The 18,586-nt window shown below is 58.6% G+C and carries 21 protein-coding genes; 9 read left to right on the top strand and 12 right to left on the bottom strand.

Annotated features, from left to right (window positions below):
* Positions 1-66: 66 nt before the first annotated feature.
* The 3 genes from ACR0E6_RS00445 to ychF form a co-directional block, all read right to left on the bottom strand.
* A complete protein-coding gene (locus tag ACR0E6_RS00445) occupies positions 67-948 on the bottom strand; it encodes a LysR family transcriptional regulator (RefSeq protein WP_170520472.1) in 882 nt (293 codons plus the stop codon).
* Between the two features lie 63 nt (positions 949-1,011).
* Positions 1,012-1,521, bottom strand: a complete 510-nt coding sequence (locus ACR0E6_RS00440) for an N-acetyltransferase family protein (protein WP_480580117.1) — start codon at positions 1,519-1,521, stop codon at positions 1,012-1,014.
* A 7-nt stretch (positions 1,522-1,528) separates the two neighbouring features.
* A complete protein-coding gene (ychF, locus tag ACR0E6_RS00435; protein WP_480580114.1) occupies positions 1,529-2,626 on the bottom strand; it encodes a redox-regulated ATPase YchF in 1,098 nt (365 codons plus the stop codon).
* A 202-nt stretch (positions 2,627-2,828) separates the two neighbouring features.
* On the opposite strand from ychF, the gene ACR0E6_RS00430 reads away from it, so the two are divergent.
* The 7 genes from ACR0E6_RS00430 (at position 2,829) to ACR0E6_RS00400 (ending at position 8,854) form a co-directional block, all read left to right on the top strand.
* Entirely contained in the window at positions 2,829-3,317 is a 489-nt protein-coding gene (locus tag ACR0E6_RS00430) for an acyloxyacyl hydrolase (RefSeq protein WP_170454392.1), read from the top strand.
* Between the two features lie 79 nt (positions 3,318-3,396).
* Positions 3,397-4,188 carry a tryptophan synthase subunit alpha gene (gene trpA / locus ACR0E6_RS00425; protein ID WP_170454394.1) on the top strand — a complete coding sequence of 264 codons (792 nt, stop codon included), beginning with the start codon at positions 3,397-3,399 and terminating at the stop codon, positions 4,186-4,188.
* A gap of 163 nt (positions 4,189-4,351) precedes the next feature.
* Positions 4,352-5,518 (top strand): alpha-hydroxy acid oxidase, encoded by a 1,167-nt coding sequence (locus tag ACR0E6_RS00420; RefSeq protein WP_480580111.1) that lies wholly within the window; start codon positions 4,352-4,354, stop codon positions 5,516-5,518.
* Positions 5,519-5,762: 244 nt separating this feature from the next.
* The gene (locus tag ACR0E6_RS00415; RefSeq protein ID WP_170454398.1) at positions 5,763-6,416 is read left to right on the top strand and encodes a 50S ribosomal protein L25/general stress protein Ctc; all 654 of its coding nucleotides are present in this window, start codon (positions 5,763-5,765) and stop codon (positions 6,414-6,416) included.
* Between the two features lie 124 nt (positions 6,417-6,540).
* On the top strand, positions 6,541-7,221 hold the full coding sequence (gene pth, locus ACR0E6_RS00410; RefSeq protein ID WP_480580108.1) for an aminoacyl-tRNA hydrolase: 681 nt from the start codon (positions 6,541-6,543) through the stop codon (positions 7,219-7,221).
* 82 nt (positions 7,222-7,303) lie between these two features.
* The gene (locus ACR0E6_RS00405) at positions 7,304-8,467 is read left to right on the top strand and encodes a serine hydrolase domain-containing protein (RefSeq protein WP_480580105.1); all 1,164 of its coding nucleotides are present in this window, start codon (positions 7,304-7,306) and stop codon (positions 8,465-8,467) included.
* 9 nt (positions 8,468-8,476) lie between these two features.
* A complete protein-coding gene (locus tag ACR0E6_RS00400; protein WP_170520463.1) occupies positions 8,477-8,854 on the top strand; it encodes a DUF2237 domain-containing protein in 378 nt (125 codons plus the stop codon).
* 229 nt (positions 8,855-9,083) lie between these two features.
* Here ACR0E6_RS00400 and trpB read toward each other — a convergent pair whose 3' ends face one another.
* From trpB to rpsA, 6 genes are all read right to left on the bottom strand, one after another.
* Positions 9,084-10,331 (bottom strand): tryptophan synthase subunit beta, encoded by a 1,248-nt coding sequence (gene trpB, locus ACR0E6_RS00395; protein ID WP_480580102.1) that lies wholly within the window; start codon positions 10,329-10,331, stop codon positions 9,084-9,086.
* 69 nt (positions 10,332-10,400) lie between these two features.
* A complete protein-coding gene (locus ACR0E6_RS00390; RefSeq protein WP_480580099.1) occupies positions 10,401-10,736 on the bottom strand; it encodes a hypothetical protein in 336 nt (111 codons plus the stop codon).
* Between the two features lie 46 nt (positions 10,737-10,782).
* Positions 10,783-11,424, bottom strand: a complete 642-nt coding sequence (locus ACR0E6_RS00385; RefSeq protein ID WP_480580096.1) for a phosphoribosylanthranilate isomerase — start codon at positions 11,422-11,424, stop codon at positions 10,783-10,785.
* Positions 11,425-11,434: 10 nt separating this feature from the next.
* Complete coding sequence (locus ACR0E6_RS00380) at positions 11,435-11,785, bottom strand: LapA family protein (RefSeq protein WP_170454588.1); 351 nt, start codon at positions 11,783-11,785, stop codon at positions 11,435-11,437.
* A 7-nt stretch (positions 11,786-11,792) separates the two neighbouring features.
* Positions 11,793-12,077: an integration host factor subunit beta gene (gene ihfB, locus ACR0E6_RS00375; RefSeq protein WP_050603110.1), complete on the bottom strand. Its 285-nt coding sequence runs from the start codon at positions 12,075-12,077 to the stop codon at positions 11,793-11,795.
* A gap of 271 nt (positions 12,078-12,348) precedes the next feature.
* Entirely contained in the window at positions 12,349-14,025 is a 1,677-nt protein-coding gene (rpsA, locus tag ACR0E6_RS00370) for a 30S ribosomal protein S1 (RefSeq protein ID WP_170454410.1), read from the bottom strand.
* 353 nt (positions 14,026-14,378) lie between these two features.
* On the opposite strand from rpsA, the gene ACR0E6_RS00365 reads away from it, so the two are divergent.
* The gene (locus ACR0E6_RS00365; protein WP_480580093.1) at positions 14,379-14,786 is read left to right on the top strand and encodes a hypothetical protein; all 408 of its coding nucleotides are present in this window, start codon (positions 14,379-14,381) and stop codon (positions 14,784-14,786) included.
* Between the two features lie 40 nt (positions 14,787-14,826).
* Here ACR0E6_RS00365 and ACR0E6_RS00360 read toward each other — a convergent pair whose 3' ends face one another.
* Together ACR0E6_RS00360 and ACR0E6_RS00355 are read right to left on the bottom strand one after the other, a co-directional pair.
* Positions 14,827-16,512 carry a tryptophan halogenase family protein gene (locus ACR0E6_RS00360; protein ID WP_480580090.1) on the bottom strand — a complete coding sequence of 562 codons (1,686 nt, stop codon included), beginning with the start codon at positions 16,510-16,512 and terminating at the stop codon, positions 14,827-14,829.
* 212 nt (positions 16,513-16,724) lie between these two features.
* Positions 16,725-17,240 carry a hypothetical protein gene (locus ACR0E6_RS00355; protein WP_480580087.1) on the bottom strand — a complete coding sequence of 172 codons (516 nt, stop codon included), beginning with the start codon at positions 17,238-17,240 and terminating at the stop codon, positions 16,725-16,727.
* 220 nt (positions 17,241-17,460) lie between these two features.
* On the opposite strand from ACR0E6_RS00355, the gene ACR0E6_RS00350 reads away from it, so the two are divergent.
* On the top strand, positions 17,461-17,940 hold the full coding sequence (locus ACR0E6_RS00350) for a YHS domain-containing (seleno)protein (protein WP_170736803.1): 480 nt from the start codon (positions 17,461-17,463) through the stop codon (positions 17,938-17,940).
* A 22-nt stretch (positions 17,941-17,962) separates the two neighbouring features.
* Here ACR0E6_RS00350 and ACR0E6_RS00345 read toward each other — a convergent pair whose 3' ends face one another.
* Positions 17,963-18,586 (bottom strand): (d)CMP kinase, encoded by a 624-nt coding sequence (locus ACR0E6_RS00345; protein WP_480580084.1) that lies wholly within the window; start codon positions 18,584-18,586, stop codon positions 17,963-17,965.

Below are 18,586 nucleotides of genomic sequence, written 5' to 3'. Positions count from 1 at the left end.
CTCGTGTCTCATCAGACTAGCATATCGTCAAATCGCTTGTCGCAATCGCACGATAACGACAGCTTATCACCGTAAAGACGTCACCACAGCGCGCAGGGCCTCGACCGTGGGCAGTTCCGGGTCGCGGGTCAGGGTCGCCAGACAAATCGGTTTGCTGACTACGGGATCGACCAGAGGCAACACGCGCGTCCCCCTCAGATCGCCCAGCGCCCGCACCAAAACGCGGGGGACAACGGTGGCCGCCAACCCCTCACGCGCCATCACCATCGAGGCGGTGAAGCCGCTGGTCTCGGCCACCACATCCGGGTGCAGGCCCTGTTCGGCGAAAATCCGATCCAGAATGCGCCGGTTCTGCATCTGCGGCTCCAACAAGCTGAGCGGGAATTCGGCCACCTGCGCCCATGGGATCGGGCCGGTTTCATCCGTCATGTGAGACGGGACCAGCAAAACATAGGTCTCTTCATACAAGGGCTGCACCTGCCGCAGATCGGTGCCGATGCTGTCGCCATAGGTGATGCCCGCATCCAAACTGCCCTCGTCCAGCCGGTGCTGGATCGCGGTCGCGGACATGGTCTCGATCCGCGTGACGATACGGGGATGAGCGTCCCGCAACCGCTTGACCAGACGCCCGGTGAAAGCAATCGCGGTGGGAATCACGCCGAGGATCAGCGTCCCGGTGATCTCACCCTTGGCGGCTAGCACCTGCTGTTCCAATGCCTTGGTGTCGTCCAGAATGCGCCGCGCCCGCTGGACAATCATCTCGCCCTCTTCGGTCAGGCCCTGAAACCGGTTGGCACGGCGGACGATGGAAACGCCCAACCGATCCTCAAGGTTGCGGATACGCATTGAGAAGGCAGGCTGCGAGATTCCACATTCCTCGGCCGCCTTGGCAAAATGACGATGCCGCGCGAGGGCGCTGAGCAGTTGGAGGTCGCGGATTTCGATCATGCACCGGTTTCCCAAGTTTAGGTCAGAGGCTCAGACTAGCTGCTTTTGCAGCAGGGAAAAGAGTCAGGTCAGGCGCAATGCATAGACATTGTTCAGAAAACCCTGATCCCCGATACGGAATTGGGTTTCGCCGATCTGCTCAAACCCCTGCGCAAGATAAAAGGCGATGGCGGGATCGTTTTCGGCATTGGTCGTCAGCCAGACCGTCCCGGCCTGCTGTTCCCGACAATGCGCCAGCGCCGCATTCAACAGGCGCGTACCAACACCCTTACCGTGATGACGCGGCTGAACGTAAAAGGTGGAAATCTCTGTGCCAGACCACCCTGCAACCGGCGCATCGCGTGCTGGGGACAAACGGATGAACCCGTCGATCCCCTCAGCATTGTCCGATACCAGAATGAATTCCTCGGGATCGCAGATCAGCTCCGCGATCCGCGAGGGCGTGAACTCGGCCAGTGCATAGTCCGCAAAAAAGCCGCTGACCCCGCGTTTGAGATAGGTGCCGATCCAGACCTCGATCGAGATCGCGGCGATGTTGGACGCATCCGACCGATCCGCAACGCGCAGGGTCAACACAACCTCAGGTGTTGAACAAAAAGTGCATCACATCGCCATCCTTGACGATGTAGCCCTTGCCCTCTGCCCGCATCTTGCCCGCCTCTTTGGCCCCTTGCTCACCATTGGCGGCGATGTAGTCGTCATAGGCGATGGTTTCTGCACGGATGAAGCCCTTTTCAAAGTCCCCGTGGATCACGCCAGCGGCCTGCGGCGCGGCGGTGCCGGTGCGGATGGTCCAGGCGCGGGCCTCTTTCGGGCCGACGGTGAAATAGGTTTCCAGCTTCAGCAGGTCGTAACCGGCCCGGATCAGACGGTCGAGGCCGGGTTCTTCCAGGCCCATCTCTTCCAGGAACATCTGCGCTTCGTCCTGTTCCAGCAGGCTGATCTCTTCTTCGATCTTGGCGCTGATGATGACGTGAGAATTGCCCTGCGCTGCGGCCATTTCGGCCACGCGGGCCGAATATTCATTGCCCTCGGCGGCTTCTTCCTCAGATACGTTGCAGACATAGAGCACCGGCTTGGTGGTCAGCAGTTGCAGCATCTTCCACGCCTTGGCGTCCTCATCCGACACTTCGACAAGACGCGCGGGTTTGCCGTTTTCCAGCATGGCCTGCGCCTCGGCCAGCAGACGCTCCTGCTGCTGCGCTTCTTTGTCGTTGCCCTTCAGCTTGCGCACCAGATTGGCGCGACGCTTTTCGATGCTTTCCAGATCGGCCAGCATAAGCTCGGTCTCGATGGTGTCGGCATCGGCCACCGGATCGACGCGACCATCCACATGGGTCACGTCGCCATCTTCGAAACAACGCAGCACATGGGCGATGGCGTCCGTCTCGCGAATGTTGGCCAAAAACTGGTTGCCCAGCCCCTCGCCCTTTGAAGCCCCTTTGACCAGACCAGCGATATCCACGAACGTCATCCGGGTCGGGATGATCTGCTTCGATGAGGCAATCGCCGCCAGCTTGTCCAGCCGGTCGTCAGGAACCGCCACATCCCCCACATTGGGTTCAATGGTGCAGAACGGGAAATTCGCCGCCTGCGCGGCCGCGGTCTTGGTCAGCGCGTTGAAGAGGGTCGACTTGCCCACATTCGGCAGACCCACGATTCCCATTTTAAAGCCCATTGCGGCCTCCTGAAAGCGATGTGACGGCGTCTTCTATGCACCTGCGGTGGAATGCGCAAGCAGTAGCGTGACGCGAAACGGACCGAGCCCAAATGGCCACATCACGAAACTGTTCCTAAATCGTGTTCTTGCGCGAATTGAAATTTACATCTTACGATAACCACTTAGCGCGTAACGATGTAACAGCCTTAGAAATACGGTTATGAAGAAGTTTCTTTTCGCCTCTGCTTTGGCGCTTGCCCTTCCTGCAGCAGCCCAGGCTCAATCCTTGATTTTTGGTGCCGGATACGCGGATTTTTCCGATGATGCCGCCGATGATCAGGCACTTGTTTCGCTGGAATACCAGCATCAACCCTTTCACCAGGCGACCCGGTTCAGCGCCGGTTGGGGTGCGGCCCTGTCAGTTGACGCCGATGGCGGCGCCCATCTCGGGGCCGGTCTGATCGGGGTATACAGCCTCAACGACCGCTGGTTTGTCGAAGGCAGCGTGATGCCGGGATACTACAATGAAGGCAGCGATGAAAACGATCTGGGCGGCAGTTTCCAGATCCGCAGCCTTCTGGGCCTCGGCTATACGCTGAATGGCGGCGACAAAATCTCGGTTGCGATCACCCACAAGTCGAACGCCAGCACGCAGGACCCGAACCCGGGCGTGAACACCCTTCTCTTGCGGTATCATCTGGGCTTCTGATCCGTTCTGGTCCGGGCGGGATTGATTTTCGGTGAAACTTTCTGCACATCAGGTCCAAACCTGATTGCAAGGACATCCGATGACCCGTATCGACGCCAAGTTTGCCGCCCTGAAAGCTGAAGGCAAGAAAGCATTTGTTGCCTATGTCATGGCGGGCGACCCCGATTATGACACCTCGCTGGAGGTGGTCAAAGGGTTGCCGGGCGCAGGCGTGGACGTGATCGAACTGGGTTTACCCTTTACCGACCCGATGGCCGACGGCCCCACCATTCAGGCCGCAGGTCAACGCGCGCTGGACGGCGGCATGACCTTGCAGCGGACACTGGATCTGGCGCGCGCTTTCCGTGAAAGCGACGACACGACGCCAATTGTGCTGATGGGCTACTACAACCCGATCTACAGCCGGGGTGTGGACGCGTTTCTGGCGGATGCCAAGGCTGCGGGAATCGATGGCCTGATCGTTGTTGACCTGCCGCCGGAAGAAGATGAAGAGCTTTGCCTGCCCGCTCAGGCGGCGGGCCTGAATTTCATTCGCCTGGCCACGCCTACAACCGACGACAAACGCCTGCCGCGCGTCCTGCAGAACACCTCGGGCTTTGTCTACTATGTCTCGATCACGGGCATCACCGGCGCGGCAGAGGCCGAAGCCACCAATGTCGGACCCGAGGTCGCACGGATCAAATCCGCAACCGATCTGCCCGTCATCGTCGGCTTTGGCATCAACACACCTGAAAAATCGCGCGCGATTGCAACTGTTGCAGACGGCGCGGTCGTCGGTTCGGCCATTGTCAGCCAGATCGGCGCAGGCAAGCCGGTTGCCGAGGTGCTGGATTTTGTCAAATCCCTGTCCGACGGGGCACATTCCGTCTGAATAAACACATCATAAACTACTTGAATCAAGCCGCAGCCGGGTCACCCCGCTGCGGCTTTTGTTTTGCCGGGGAGTGAACACGGAAAAGGCAATCACGAAAGGCGTAGTGAGGATCTTCAAAACTTGGTAAGAAATTCTAACCAAAACCTAAAAGGTCTGCTTCATGCCCGTGATTACCAATATCGAAGACCTCAAACGCATCTATGAACGCCGCGTACCACGCATGTTCTACGACTATGCGGAAAGCGGCAGCTGGACCGAGCAGACCTTTCACGAAAACAGCTCGGACTTCGAACAAATCCGACTGCGCCAGCGGGTCGCGGTGGACATGGCCGGGCGTTCGACAGCGTCGCAAATGATCGGACAGGATGTAGCGATGCCTGTTGCGCTTGCACCTGTCGGACTGACCGGAATGCAACATGCGGATGGGGAAATGAAAGCCGCCAAGGCCGCCGAGGAATTCGGCGTGCCGTTCACCTTGTCCACCATGTCCATCAACTCGATCGAGGATGTGGCCGAGCACACAACCAATCCGTTCTGGTTTCAGCTTTATACAATGAAGGATACAGATTATGTCAGCCGACTGATCCAGCGCGCGAAAGATGCAAATTGTTCCGCTCTGGTCATAACGCTGGATCTGCAAATCCTGGGCCAGCGGCACAAGGATCTGAAAAACGGCCTGTCCGCACCGCCAAAGCTGACCCCGAAAACCATCGCGAACCTGATGACCAAATGGTCTTGGGGCATCGAAATGCTGCGCGCCAAACGGCGAGAGTTCGGGAATATCGTTGGCCATGTCGAGGGCATTTCGGATGCGTCCTCGCTGGGCGCATGGACCGCGGAACAGTTCGATCCAAGCCTGGACTGGACGAAGGTCGAAAAGCTGATGGAGCAATGGGGCGGTAAGGTGATCCTGAAGGGTATATTGGACGCCGACGACGCAAAAATGGCGGCCAAACTGGGGGCAGACGCTATTATTGTGTCAAATCACGGCGGTCGCCAACTGGACGGCGCGCTCAGTTCGATCCGGGTGTTACCGGAAATCATGGATGCGGTTGGCGGAGATACCGAAGTGCATCTGGACAGCGGCATCCGGTCGGGGCAGGACGTTCTGAAAGCTTTGGCGCTTGGTGCGAAAGGCACCTATATCGGTCGCGCCTTCGTCTATGGCTTGGGTGCGATGGGACAAACCGGTGTGACCACCGCCCTTGAGGTGATCCAAAAAGAGCTCGACACCACTATGGCGCTTTGCGGAGAACGCAAAGTGACCGATCTGGGTCGTCACAACCTGTTGGTCCCAGAAGATTTCGGCGGGCGTTGGCAAAGCTGATGGGCGTGTGTAGGGGGCTCTGCCCCCGCCGCCCTCCGGGCGACTCCCCCGGGATATTTGTGGCCAGATGAAGCATGGATCCTTTATTCATCTGGCTATAAATATCCCGGAGCGCGAGGCAGAGCCTCGCAAAAAGGAAAACCGCCAAAAACCCCTTTCCAAACCCAATGAATCAAGCTAAGGACGCGACTTCACGCGGGCATACAGCCTTGGAGGATGCCCGCCCTAACATTGGAGAATTATCATGGCTGGAGAGATTCCTGATCTCGTAGCTCTGGAACGGACGGGGACAGGCAAGGGCGCCGCTCGTCAAGCACGCCGCGACGGCATGGTTCCGGGCATTGTATTTGGTGGCGATAAAGAGCCGCTGCCAATTCAGATCCCGTTCAACGTTCTGTTCAAGCGCCTGAAAGCAGGTCGGTTCAAGTCGACCCTGTGGAACCTGAAGGTTGAAGGCCACGAAGACGTTCGCGTCATCTGCCGCGACGTTCAGCGTGATGTCGTCAAAGACCTGCCGACCCACCTGGACCTGATGCGCCTGCGTCGGACCACCAAGATCGCGCTGTACATCCCCGTTGAGTTCATCAACGAAGAAGCAGCACCCGGTATCAAGAAGGGCGGCGTTCTGACTGTTGTTCGCCCGGAAGTCGAACTGATGTGCACCGCCGGTGACATTCCCGAGAAGATCACCGTTGATCTGACCGGCCTGAACATCAACGACGTTGTCACCATCTCGTCGGTTGATCTGCCTGCTGGCACCAAGCCGACCATCGACCGTGACTTCGTGATCGCCAACATCTCGGCGCCGACCGGTCTGTCGACCAGCGACGATGAAGAAGGCGAAGAAGTGGCCGCGGACGAAGTAGAAGTCGTCGGCCAGGAAGCTGCAGAAGAATAAATCCGGACCCAACGGTTTGGATTTTGAAACGGGGCTCATTTCGGGCCCCGTTTTCTTTTGGTAGGGCTGGAATCGGGTGGTATTCCGTGCCATCAACCCCCTGCACTGCACGAAGGGCGAGACGATGAAACTGTTTGTCGGATTGGGGAACCCGGGTTCGAAATACGCCCGCAACCGGCACAATATCGGCTTCATGGCCGTGGACCGGATTGCCGAGGATCACGGGTTTAGCCCCTGGAAGTCCAAATTTCAGGCCGAGATCGCCGAAGGGCGTCTTGGCGGCGAAAAAGTGCTGCTGATCAAACCGCAGACCTTCATGAACCGCTCGGGCCAATCCGTGGGCGAGGCGATGCGGTTCTACAAGCTGGACTCGACCGACGTGACCGTGTTTCACGACGAATTGGATCTGGCCCCCGGCAAAGTGCGCGTCAAAGCGGGCGGCGGGCATGCCGGGCATAACGGTTTGCGCTCGATCCACGAACATATCAGCCCTGCCTACGACCGGGTTCGGCTGGGCATCGGGCATCCGGGGCGCAAGGAAATGGTGTCGCCCTTTGTGCTGGGCGACTTTGCCAAAGCCGATGGCGATTGGCTTGAGGATGTGCTGCGCGGTGTCTCGGATGGTGCCGGGCACCTGGCCGATGGCGATGGCGGCAAGTTCATGAATGCGGTCGCCCTGCGCACCGCACCACCGCGATCGTCAAAGCCCGCCTCAAAACCGGCCGCGCCTGCAATCAAAGCCGAACCAGAGACCCAGCCGGACGGTCGTTCGGCGATGCAAAAACTGCTGGATAAGTTCAAGTAGAATCCGCGTGCAGTGCCGCCACGTCCCAATTGCGAATTGAACGAACCGCGTTCTACAACAATCCGCAAATTGGAGGAGATCTATGAGAAAATTGTTGAAGTGGGTGCTGCGCATCCTGCTCATTCTGGTGCTTGCAGCGGCGGTTGTCGGATTCTGGAAGCGCGAAGAGATCAAGCGCCTGATGGCCGTGAACTCTCTGTTTTCGGAGGAGAAAATTGTCTACAATTTCTCTCATATGGATGAGGCATTCCTAACGGCGAACCTGCCGCGCGGTGACGGGCCGGTGTCCGAACTTCCTTATGGCGCTGGTATCGAGCTGCCTGACGGAACCGACCAATGGTTTGAGGAACGGTCGCTGACATCCTTGCTGGTGATCAAGGACGGGCAGATTCTGTTCGAAGACTATTATCAGGGCACCACGCCCGAGGATCGGCGAATCTCCTGGTCGGTCGCCAAAAGCTATCTTGCCACCTTGTTCGGTATCGTGATGGCCGAGGGGGCTATCGACTCGCTGGATGATCCGGTGGTGAAATACGCGCCAAGCCTGAAGGGCACAGCTTATGACGGCGCGACGATCCGCAATGTGTTGAACATGGCCAGCGGCGTCACCTTCGACGAAGACTATCTGGACTACGACTCGGACATTAACCGGATGGGCCGCGTTATTGCTTTGGGCGGTGAGTTGGACGATTTCGCGGCCTCGTTGCAGGACACGTTCGTAACCCCGGGCGAGGATTGGCAATATGTATCGATCGACACCCATGTCATCGGCATGGTGATCCGTGGTGCGACCGGGCGCAGCGTGACAGACCTGTTGACGGAAAAGGTCATACAGCCGCTGGGTCTGGAACAAGATGGCTTCTACATCACCGATGGTGACGGGGTTGCGTTTGTGTTGGGCGGTCTGAACTTCACCACCCGAGACTTCGCCCGGTTCGGTCAGATGATCCTGCAAGAGGGCGAATACAACGGAAAGCAGATCGTTTCGGCTGAATGGATCGCCGAAGCCGTTGCGCCCAGCGCCCCGACAGCGCCCGATGAATACGGCTACGGCTATCAATGGTGGATCCCGCCCGGCGCGCATGAAGGTGAATTTATGGCCCGTGGTGTCTATGGACAGCACATCTATATCGACCGGGCGCGCGGTGTTCTGATCGTCTCGACGGCTGCGGATCGTAAGTTCCGTGAACCGGGCATGAACGATGTGAATTTGGGAATGTTTCGCAAGATTGCCGAAAGCCTGTAAGGTAGGTCCATGCAAAAGCAGGACAGCATCAATGTGTTGGGGGGCGTTCTCGCCCCCTGCTCGCGCGATCCCCTGACCGGGTTCTTCCGCGATGGGGCCTGCAACACCTGTCCCGAGGATCAGGGCAGCCATACGGTCTGCGCTGTGATGACCGCCGAGTTTCTGGCCTATTCGAAATATGTCGGAAACGACTTAAGCACCCCACGTCCCGAATTCGATTTTCCCGGCCTCAAACCCGGCGATAGCTGGTGCCTGTGTGCGGGCCGGTTCCTGCAAGCCCATGACGAAGGCTGCGCCCCGCAGGTGCATCTTGAGGCCACGCATCAGCGGGCGCTGGAGATTGTGCCGCTGGACATATTGCGTCAACACTCCACCAAAACCAACTGACGCCGCCTTAAATTCGGCATCAAAGACCACAGCCCGCCAAGGCCCGATTGGCCAACGCGTCCTCGAGAGTGCACGAGGGAGCACCTGAACTTTATTGCAATGAACCGTTTTTAGGTCCGTTTGGCACCGCGTAGTTCGAAGGGTTCGAAACCGTTCTGCACGTAGGACAAAGAAAAACCGGCCCCCCATGCATGTGGGGCCGGTTCCATCCGTTCAAAGGCTTTAGCGCTTAGTCCGCTGTGCGGCCTTCGGTGTCTGACATGTCGAAGTTCAGGTATTTCGCCACGGTCTGCACATCCTTGTCCCCGCGACCGCACATGTTCATGCAGATCAGGTGATCTTCGGGCAGTTCCGGCGCGATTTTCATCACGTGGGCCAGCGCATGGCTGGGCTCCAGCGCCGGAATGATACCTTCGGTAGCGCAGCACAGCTGGAACGCCTCCAGCGCTTCTTTGTCGGTGATTGCGACATAGTTTGCGCGGCCAATATCATTCAGCCATGAGTGCTCCGGTCCGATACCCGGGTAATCCAGCCCGGCAGAGATCGAATAGCCTTCGAGGATCTGGCCATCGTCATCCTGCAACAGATAGGTGCGGTTGCCATGCAGCACACCGGGGCGACCACCGGTCAGAGAGGCGCAGTGTTCCATCTTCTCGTTCACGCCCTTACCGCCGGCCTCGACGCCGATGATGTTGACCTCTTTGTCGTCGAGGAACGGATAGAACAGGCCCATCGCGTTCGAACCACCGCCAATGGCTGCGATGATCGTGTCAGGCAGACGGCCCTCGGCCTTCATCATTTGCTCTTTGGCTTCCTTGCCGATGATCGACTGGAAGTCGCGGACCATTGCCGGATAGGGGTGAGGGCCAGCGACGGTGCCGATGCAGTAGAATGTGTCGCGCACATTGGTTACCCAATCCCGCAACGCGTCGTTCATCGCATCTTTCAGCGTGCCTCTGCCGCTTGTTACCGGGATCACCTCGGCCCCCAGCAGACGCATGCGGAACACGTTCGGGGCCTGACGCTGTACGTCGTGGGCACCCATGTAGACGATGCATTTCAGGCCGAACTTGGCGCAGACGGTGGCGGTGGCCACGCCGTGCTGCCCTGCCCCGGTTTCGGCGATGATCCGGGTCTTGCCCATGCGGCGTGCCAGAATGATCTGGCCCAACACGTTGTTGATCTTGTGCGCGCCGGTGTGGTTCAGCTCATCACGTTTCAGGTAGATCTTCGCGCCGCCCAGATGCTCGGTCAGGCGTTCGGCGTAATACAGCGGCGAGGGGCGGCCCACATAATTGGCCCACAGATCATCCATCTCGGCCCAGAAGGTCGGATCATCCTTGGCCTTGTTGTATTCCTCTTCCAGCGACAGGATCAGGGGCATCAGCGTTTCACTGACGAACCGTCCGCCGAAGATACCGAAACGCCCCTGTTCATCGGGGCCGGACATGAAAGAGTTGAAAAGATCGTTGGCCATGGGTGTCTCCACTCGTCGTACCCGTTGTTCATAGGAGGTGGCGGCGGGATTTGCCATGGGCAAAACGCATCATGACGCGCGATCTGTGTACTGCTGCCAAACGTCCACGGCCTGCTGGGGCGTCGGTACGCCAATGCAAGGAAAGTGATAAAACCGGTTCACATTTGCCAGCCGGTCAGCCGCCAGCATCACGCGGCGATGCGGGCCGGATTGCGCGAAGGTCAGCATCGCCTCGATATCCTGCCAGACGCTGAGCGAGAAATAGAGGCCCGCCTGATGGAACACGTCCGCATGGACGCATAGCGGGTCGCCCTTGGCCTGATGCAACGCCTGTCGCGTGCGCCAGAAGAACTCGGGCGCGTTATACCAATGTTTCAACGAAATACCGCCAATGGCTGCCAGCATGTTCCATCTCCCCTTGCAGGAGATACGAAACAAGGCGCGGATCAGATCACCCCAGCGCGGCTGCGAAGGCTTTGATCAGGGCCGCGTCCTTTTCGCCCGGGGCCGATTCAACGCCAGATGAAACATCGACCTGCTGCGCACCGGTCATGCGCACCGCTTCAGCCACGTTTTCAGGCGTCAGGCCGCCGGCCAGCATCCAGGGACGCCGCCAGTATTTGCGACCGGCCAGCAAGCGCCAGTCAAAGGCCAACCCGTTGCCGCCGGGAAGCTCTGCATTGCGGGGTGGCTTGGCATCGATCAGCAGTTGGTCGGCCACATCTGAATATAGGTCAATCGCGGCCAGATCTTCGGCCTCGGCCACGCCAATGGCTTTCATCACGGGCAGGCCGTAGCGTGCCCGCACTTGCGCCACACGGTCGGGGCTTTCCTTGCCATGCAGTTGCAACATGTCCAGCGCGACGGTTGAGGTAATGGCGTCCAATTCCTCATCCGTCGCGTTGACGACCAAAGCCACTTTTGCAACACCTGCCGGAACCAGATGCGCCAATTCGGCCGCGTCTGCTGCCGTCACATTACGGGGCGATTTGGGAAAGAACACAAACCCAACATAGCCCGCCCCGGCCTCGACCGCAGCGCGCACATGATCAGGGACGGACAAGCCGCAGATCTTGAACCTTACATCGGACATTGGGTGCGCCTTAGCTGGCTTCGTCCAGAATGGCCAAAACTTCGTCTTTGCCTTCGTTCTGCTTTTTCTTCAGCTTCTTGACTTCACGCTCAAGCTTGCGGACTTCGCCTTTTTTCACGGTCGCGTCCTTGCGATGCTTGTGCTCACGCAGCCATTCCCACAGGAACCCGATGACCAGACCGGCCACAACTCCACCCAGCACCACCAGAAACAAGGGCAAAGTGGTGGTCAGATTGAACCCCAGCAACTCGGCCAGAGCGTCAGGCATCAGCTTGAGTTCAACCGATTGAACATTGGCCAGAGACACCGAAATCAGGATGATCCCAAGGGTCCCGAGAAAAGCATATCGAAGGTAGCGCATCATGGGGTCAGGCTTTACCGTTCAATCGGTCCCTTAGCAACTTACCCGTCTTGAAAAATGGTACACATTTTTCTTCGACCTGAACGGTCTCACCGGTGCGAGGGTTTCGCCCGACACGGGCATCGCGCTTTTTCACAGAAAATGCACCAAATCCGCGCAGCTCGACCCGGTCGCCGCGGGCCATGGCATCTGTCACTTCCTCAAATACGGTGTTCACGATCCGCTCGACGTCACGCTGATAAAGATGTGGATTTTCGTCGGCAATCTTCTGAATCAATTCTGAACGGATCATTCGTACTACCCCTCCCAGGCGGCCGGTGTGACAGGTCTACTGTTCTGACAGTATAGGGAAAAAGCCGGATCAGGGGAAAGCAAACTATGGGCGAAGGCATGGGAATTTGGCGCGGACTCACGCGATTTTTTGCCAGTTTTCCCGTTTTCCACACTTAATGCGCGAGCGATACCCCGAATAAGCCGATGAATCGGAACATATTGATTCGCAACAAAAACGGCCCCGCGCGGGTGCGCGAGGCCGTAATTCATGTTTGGGACTGCGCCCGGACTTAGTCGCCCGATTTCAGCGCTGCACCCAGGATATCGCCCAGCGATGCGCCCGAGTCGGAAGAACCGTACTGTTCCACGGCCTCTTTCTCTTCGGCGATCTCGCGTGCCTTGATCGACAGGCCCAGACGGCGGGTCTTGCTGTCAACGTTGGTCACGCGGACGTCGACCTTGTCACCGACCGAGAAACGCTCGGGGCGCTGTTCGGCACGGTCGCGCGACAGGTCGGAACGACGGATGAAGGACTTCATGCCTTCGTACTCGACCTCGATGCCGCCATCTTCGATAGCAGTCACTTCGACAGTGATGACCGAGCCACGCTTCACGCCGCCCACGGCTTCGGCGAACTTGTCACCGCCCAGGGCTTTGATCGACAGCGAGATACGCTCTTTCTCGACGTCCACTTCCGAGACAACCGCCTGAACGACGTCGCCTTTGCGGTAGTTCTGGATCGCATCCTCGCCACGCTCGTCCCAGGACAGGTCCGACAGGTGAACCATGCCGTCGATGTCGCCTTCGAGGCCAATGAACAGACCGAATTCGGTGATGTTCTTGACTTCGCCTTCGACCTCGGTGCCCTCGGGGTGCGTTTCTGCAAACACTTCCCACGGGTTGCGCATGGTCTGCTTCAGGCCCAGAGACACGCGACGCTTGGCGCCGTCGATTTCCAGAACCATGACGTCGACTTCCTGGCTGGTCGAAACGATCTTGCCGGGGTGGACGTTTTTCTTGGTCCAGGACATCTCGGACACGTGCACCAGACCTTCGACACCAGCTTCCAGCTCGACGAACGCGCCGTAGTCGGTGATGTTGGTGACGCGACCCTGATGGACCGAGCCCAGCGGGTATTTCGCAGCAACCAGATCCCACGGATCTTCCTGAAGCTGCTTCATGCCCAGGCTGATGCGGTGGGTCTCTTTGTTGATCTTGATGACCTGAACCTTGATGGTTTCGCCGATCGTCAGGATCTCGGACGGGTGGTTGACACGACGCCATGCCATGTCGGTGACGTGCAGCAGGCCGTCAACGCCGCCCAGATCAACAAATGCACCGTATTCAGTGATGTTCTTGACGACACCCTCGACGGTCTGACCTTCGGACAGGTTGCCGATGACTTCGGCACGCTGTTCGGCACGCGATTCTTCCAGGATTGCGCGGCGCGACACAACGATATTGCCACGGCGGCGGTCCATTTTCAGAATCTGGAACGGCTGCTTCAGACCCATCAGCGGGCCAGCGTCGCGCACGGGGCGAACGTCAACCTGCGAGCCGGGCAGGAACGCAACTGCGCCACCCAGATCGACGGTGAAGCCACCTTTGACGCGACCAAAGATTGCACCTTCGACGCGCTGGTCGTCGGCATATGCTTTTTCCAGACGATCCCATGCCTCTTCACGGCGGGCCATCTCGCGCGAGATGACGGCTTCGCCACGGGCGTTTTCTGCGGCGCGCAGGTAAACTTCGACCTCGTCACCTACAGCGATTTCAGGGGCTTCGCCGGGATTTGCGAATTCTTTCAGATCAACGCGGCCTTCCATTTTGTAGCCGACGTCGATGATGGCTTGGCCAGCTTCGATCGCCAGAACCTTGCCTTTGACAACAGAACCCTCTTCGGGTGTGTCCATTTCGAAGCTTTCATTCAGGAGGGCTTCGAATTCCTCCATGGATGCGTTAGCCATGTGGCGTTGTTTTCCTTTACATACGTTTTTGCTGGCCGAGCGGTTGTCTCCGCCGGTCTTGTTTCATGGTGCCTTCAGGCGTGATCCGGGGCGCATCCGATTACACAAACACAAAGGGCCGAGGTGACCCGGCCCTGCTCAGATACGTCATCCGGACGTTGACCGCCCGTGTTAAGACGGGTGCTCTATAGCGGGTTGGGTCCGGTCCCGCAAGTCGAAAGCCATCCGCGCCCGAAGACATGCCCGAACCCGCCGGTTTCACAATTGCTTGATGCCGCGCCTGGCCGGTTGCCCCTGCTGGCGGGACACGGCACCTGACGGTCAATCACAACAAGACAAGGAGCCGTCGCCCCATGGGAGAGTTCGACCTTATCGTTTCACAGCAGCCCCAGTGGATCCAGATCTGGATGAAAGTCCTGGCCCTCGGGGCCTTTATCCTGCCCTTTGCGCTGCTGATCTGGCGGCAATCGCGCCTTGTTGCGGTTGTCACGGTCGTCGGCACCGTGCTGGCGGCGCTGGGGGTCAAGTTTATCTTCACTCAGATGGGCTATGTGCGGCTGATGGGGCTGGGCCATATCCCGTTCTGGACGCCGCTGGCCATTTACCTGTGGTTCCAACAGGCCCGCGCGGATATGCCGACACCGCCCAGATGGATCATCCGCTTTGCCCTGCTGACAATCGTGATCTCGCTGGCTTTCGACTACGTCGATGTGATCCGCTATCTGCTGGGTGAGCGGACGCCGGTGCCTGTACCGGCGTAAACCGCCATCATCTTGGTTTTTCGCGCACCCGAAGGGCTTGCTAGAACAATTGCAAGTCCTTCTCGCCGCGTTGAATCTCGGCAAGGTTCGGCATGTTCTGAACCACCAGCGGTGCCGGAGCCGTGCCGGGCATCGCCACCGTTGGTTTCGCCGCTACGGCCTTGTCAAAGGCAGGTCGCTTCAACTCACCCCGGATATCACGCAGCAGCGTCTTGTGGTCCGGCATCGTCTTGAGGATCTGCGCAAGGTCCACCTTTGCGCCTTTCCACCACTGGAACCAGATCGGCTTTTTCAACGGACGAATACGATCCCGAATGCCGGTGCCATATCCCGTGTCATAGACCTGTTTGCCCAAAAGCACCGTCTGATAGACACGGAAATTGAACAGCGTTGCGAACTCGATATCGTGTTCCATCGGCAGGCGGTGCTGCCACAATTCCAGATTCTCGGCCAGTCGATCCGGGATTTTCATCTCGGTACGCGCGTCGATCCAGTATTGGTCATCCGTGCGGTTGCCCAACCGGTAGTGCAGACAGATAAAATCCAGAACCTCGTCATACAGCTTGTTCACCTGCCGATTGTATCTGTCGCGCAACTGCGGCTCGATGTCCCGCGTGGGCAGATGCTCGGCAAACCAGCGGACGGCGTGGTCGATCATGTGGATCGCGGTGCTTTCCAGCGGCTCGATGAAGCCGCCGGACAGGCCGATAGCGACGCAGTTCTTGACCCAGGCATTGCGCACGCGCCCGACGCGCATCGGGATGACGCGCGGCGTCAGACCTTTGCCGCTGTCGCCCAGCCATTCAAGGTATTCATCCGCCGCCTGATCATCGGTCCGATGCGCCGACGAATACACATATCCGGTGCCCACACGGTTATAGAGCGGCACCCGCCACGTCCAGCCCGCACCCAATGCAGTCGACCGCGTAACGCTTTCGATCTTTTCCGGATCGGGATGTTCGACCTGCAACGCCATGGCGCGGTCATTCGGCAGGTATTCGGAATAGTCCTTGAACGGCTCGCCAAGGGCCTGATTGATGATCAATCCGCGGAAGCCGGTGCAATCTATGACCATCTCGACGTCATGGCGGCCCTTGCGTTCCAGCATCAGGTGATTGACATTGCCCTGCTCGTCCAGCTCGACCGCTTGCACCTCATCCTGAATATGTTCGACGCCGCGCTTGGTGCAGACCTTGGTCAGCATGCCTGCAAATTTCACGGCATCCAGATGATAGGCATAGCCAAAGCGTTGTTCGAATTCCGGCTGGCCCAAGGCCCGCCCGCCCTTGCACAGACGGGCCAGATCGTCGTGCGGTGAGATCGATTGCGTAAAGTCCCGATCCCCATTGCCAAAACGCAGGAAATACTCGGCGGCCTCCAACCCCTCAAGCAACTGCCCATGGGCAAAGGGGTTTACGTAGTCGATCCGATTGCCCTTGGCGTCTTTGTTCCAGTTGCAGAACTTCACGCCCAGCTTGAACGAAGCATTGGTTTCACGGAAAAAGTCGCGCTCGGAAATGCCCGCCTGACGCAGTGTGACCGGCATGCGTGGAACCGTCGCCTCGCCCACCCCCACGGTCGAGATGTTGGGGCTTTCGATCAGGCAGATGCGCGGGCGGTCTTTGGGAGCGGATGTGCGGGAAAGCACCATTTCGAGGATAAGCGCGGTCATCCATCCCGCCGTGCCGCCACCCACGATGGTGATTTTGCGCAAACGATTGTTCATGTATTTCTGTCCCTGTTGGCTTGGGGGATTTTATGGCTGCTTCCCTTTATTGTTTGGGTTTTTTGTTGCAGCTGTCCCTTTTTGCTATGGGAGACTATAGCATCTTTCTTGTGTCCAGCTAGGGTCTATGACGCTATATTTTGTTGGGGGTTCCCACACTGCCCGGACCTGTGAACGCTGCAAGCGACAAGCATCAAGTTCAACGTAAACCCCTAGATTTCCTCGCCCTTCTTCAGCAGATCCTCGATCAGCTGCCGCTGCAACTCATCGCTGTCGCCGCCACCGAATTGAATCGCGCCGCCGGTGTAGGATGTGCCATAGGTCGCGGCGATATTCACCGTCTGCGCCAGACCCGAGATCAGCTGGTCCTTTTGCAAGGATGCAAGCGGGTGGATGAACGTCGCCCAAACGGTTCCGTTGGCAATCGCGTAACGGGCATCAAGGGCGGTGTCGAAATTGGCCTGCATCATGCGGTGAAGTTCCGCTTTCGTCAGCTCATCGGCACTGCGAACCGCCACCATCGCGCGCATCCGGTTGGTGCTGACATCTGTGACAACCAGAACCGGCACGTCCGAGATCGTAAGCTGAAACCCCGGCCCAATCGGCTGCGCCTCGGGGTCCAGGGCAAACAGGATCTTGCCCAGCCTTTCATAATCCATCGGAGGCTCAGCCTCTTGGGCGGCAAGACTTCCGGCCAGTAACATCAGCGCAAGGGCGAGGCGGATCATGATCAATCTCCTGCAAGTGTCCAGCCAACCATAGGCGCTGCCATGGCCCCTGACCAAACAAAGCTTAGTGAACAGGATTTTATGCAAGGCCCGTAGGTTTGAACGATCTGCAAGAAACGCGGGCCTTTCTGCGATAACGCGTTCAAAACCCCGCCTCTATGTCTGTTTCACAGGCCGACACCCGGTTCGGCCCGAAACAGAAAATGAAAAGGACTAGACCATGAAGAAACTTGTTTTGGCCTCTCTGATCGCAACCCTGCCGCTGGCCGCCGCACCCGCTTTTGCGGCAGATGAAATCAATGTGTCCAACGGCATCTCCGCTGCCGGAGCGCCATTGGCCGCCCACGGCGTCGATCTTGTTGCGCTGGTCAATGACGGTAACCCGGTCGAAGGTTTTGCGACCCATTCCGCCACCTATGACGGGGCGTCCTACTACTTTACCACCGCCGCAAACCGCGAAGCGTTCGAGGCCAACCCAGCCGCTTACCTGCCGCAACATGGTGGCTTTTGCTCGTTTGGTGTTTCGGTCGGCAAGAAGTTCGACGGCGACCCGGATCAATATCTGGTCGCAGATGGCAAGCTGTATCTGTTCCTGAACGCCGAAACCCGCGCCGCCTTCCTGAAAGATGTTGCTGGAACGGCGAAAACTGCTGACGATCAGTGGTCAAAGATTCAAAGCATCGCCGTTGGCGAATTGTAATCTCACCGATCTGCCCGCGTCGCTACCGTGTCGCGGGCAGTTTCTGTGTTATCACCGCAAGCGCCTCGGCCAGGGCTTCGTCGATGCTCAGGTCGGACGTATCCAGAAGAACGGCATCATCCGCCGCTTTCATCGGGGCTGTGCTGCGTTCGGCGTCGCGGGCATCGCGCTCGCGCACATCCTCAAGCACCTGTGCCCGCGTCACGTCGGCCCCTTTGGCGTGAAGTTCCAGAAACCGCCGTTCCGCCCGCACCTCGGGGCTGGCAGTGATGAACAGTTTCACCTCGGCCTGTGGGCAAATCACGGTACCAATGTCACGCCCGTCCAGAACCGCACCCCCTGCCCGCCGGGCAAAGGCGCGCTGGAAATCAACCAATGCGGCTCGTACCTCGGGGATCACAGCCACTTTGGACGCGGCCTGAGCGATTTCTGCCGTGCGCAGATCGCCCTGATCCAGTTCTTCTGCCGTCAGGGACTGCGCCGCTTCCACAGCCTCCACACCTTGCAGCGTACGGCGGCCAACCGCGCGGTACAGAAGCCCCGTATCCAGATGCGCAAACCCGAAATGCGCCGCGACGGCCTTTGATACTGTGCCCTTGCCCGCCGCAGCCGGACCGTCAATCGCAACGGTGAAACTGTGTGTCAT

It is taken from the genome of Ruegeria sp. AP12 (assembly GCF_056540025.1).
This window is presented reverse-complemented; position numbering and strand designations above follow the sequence as displayed.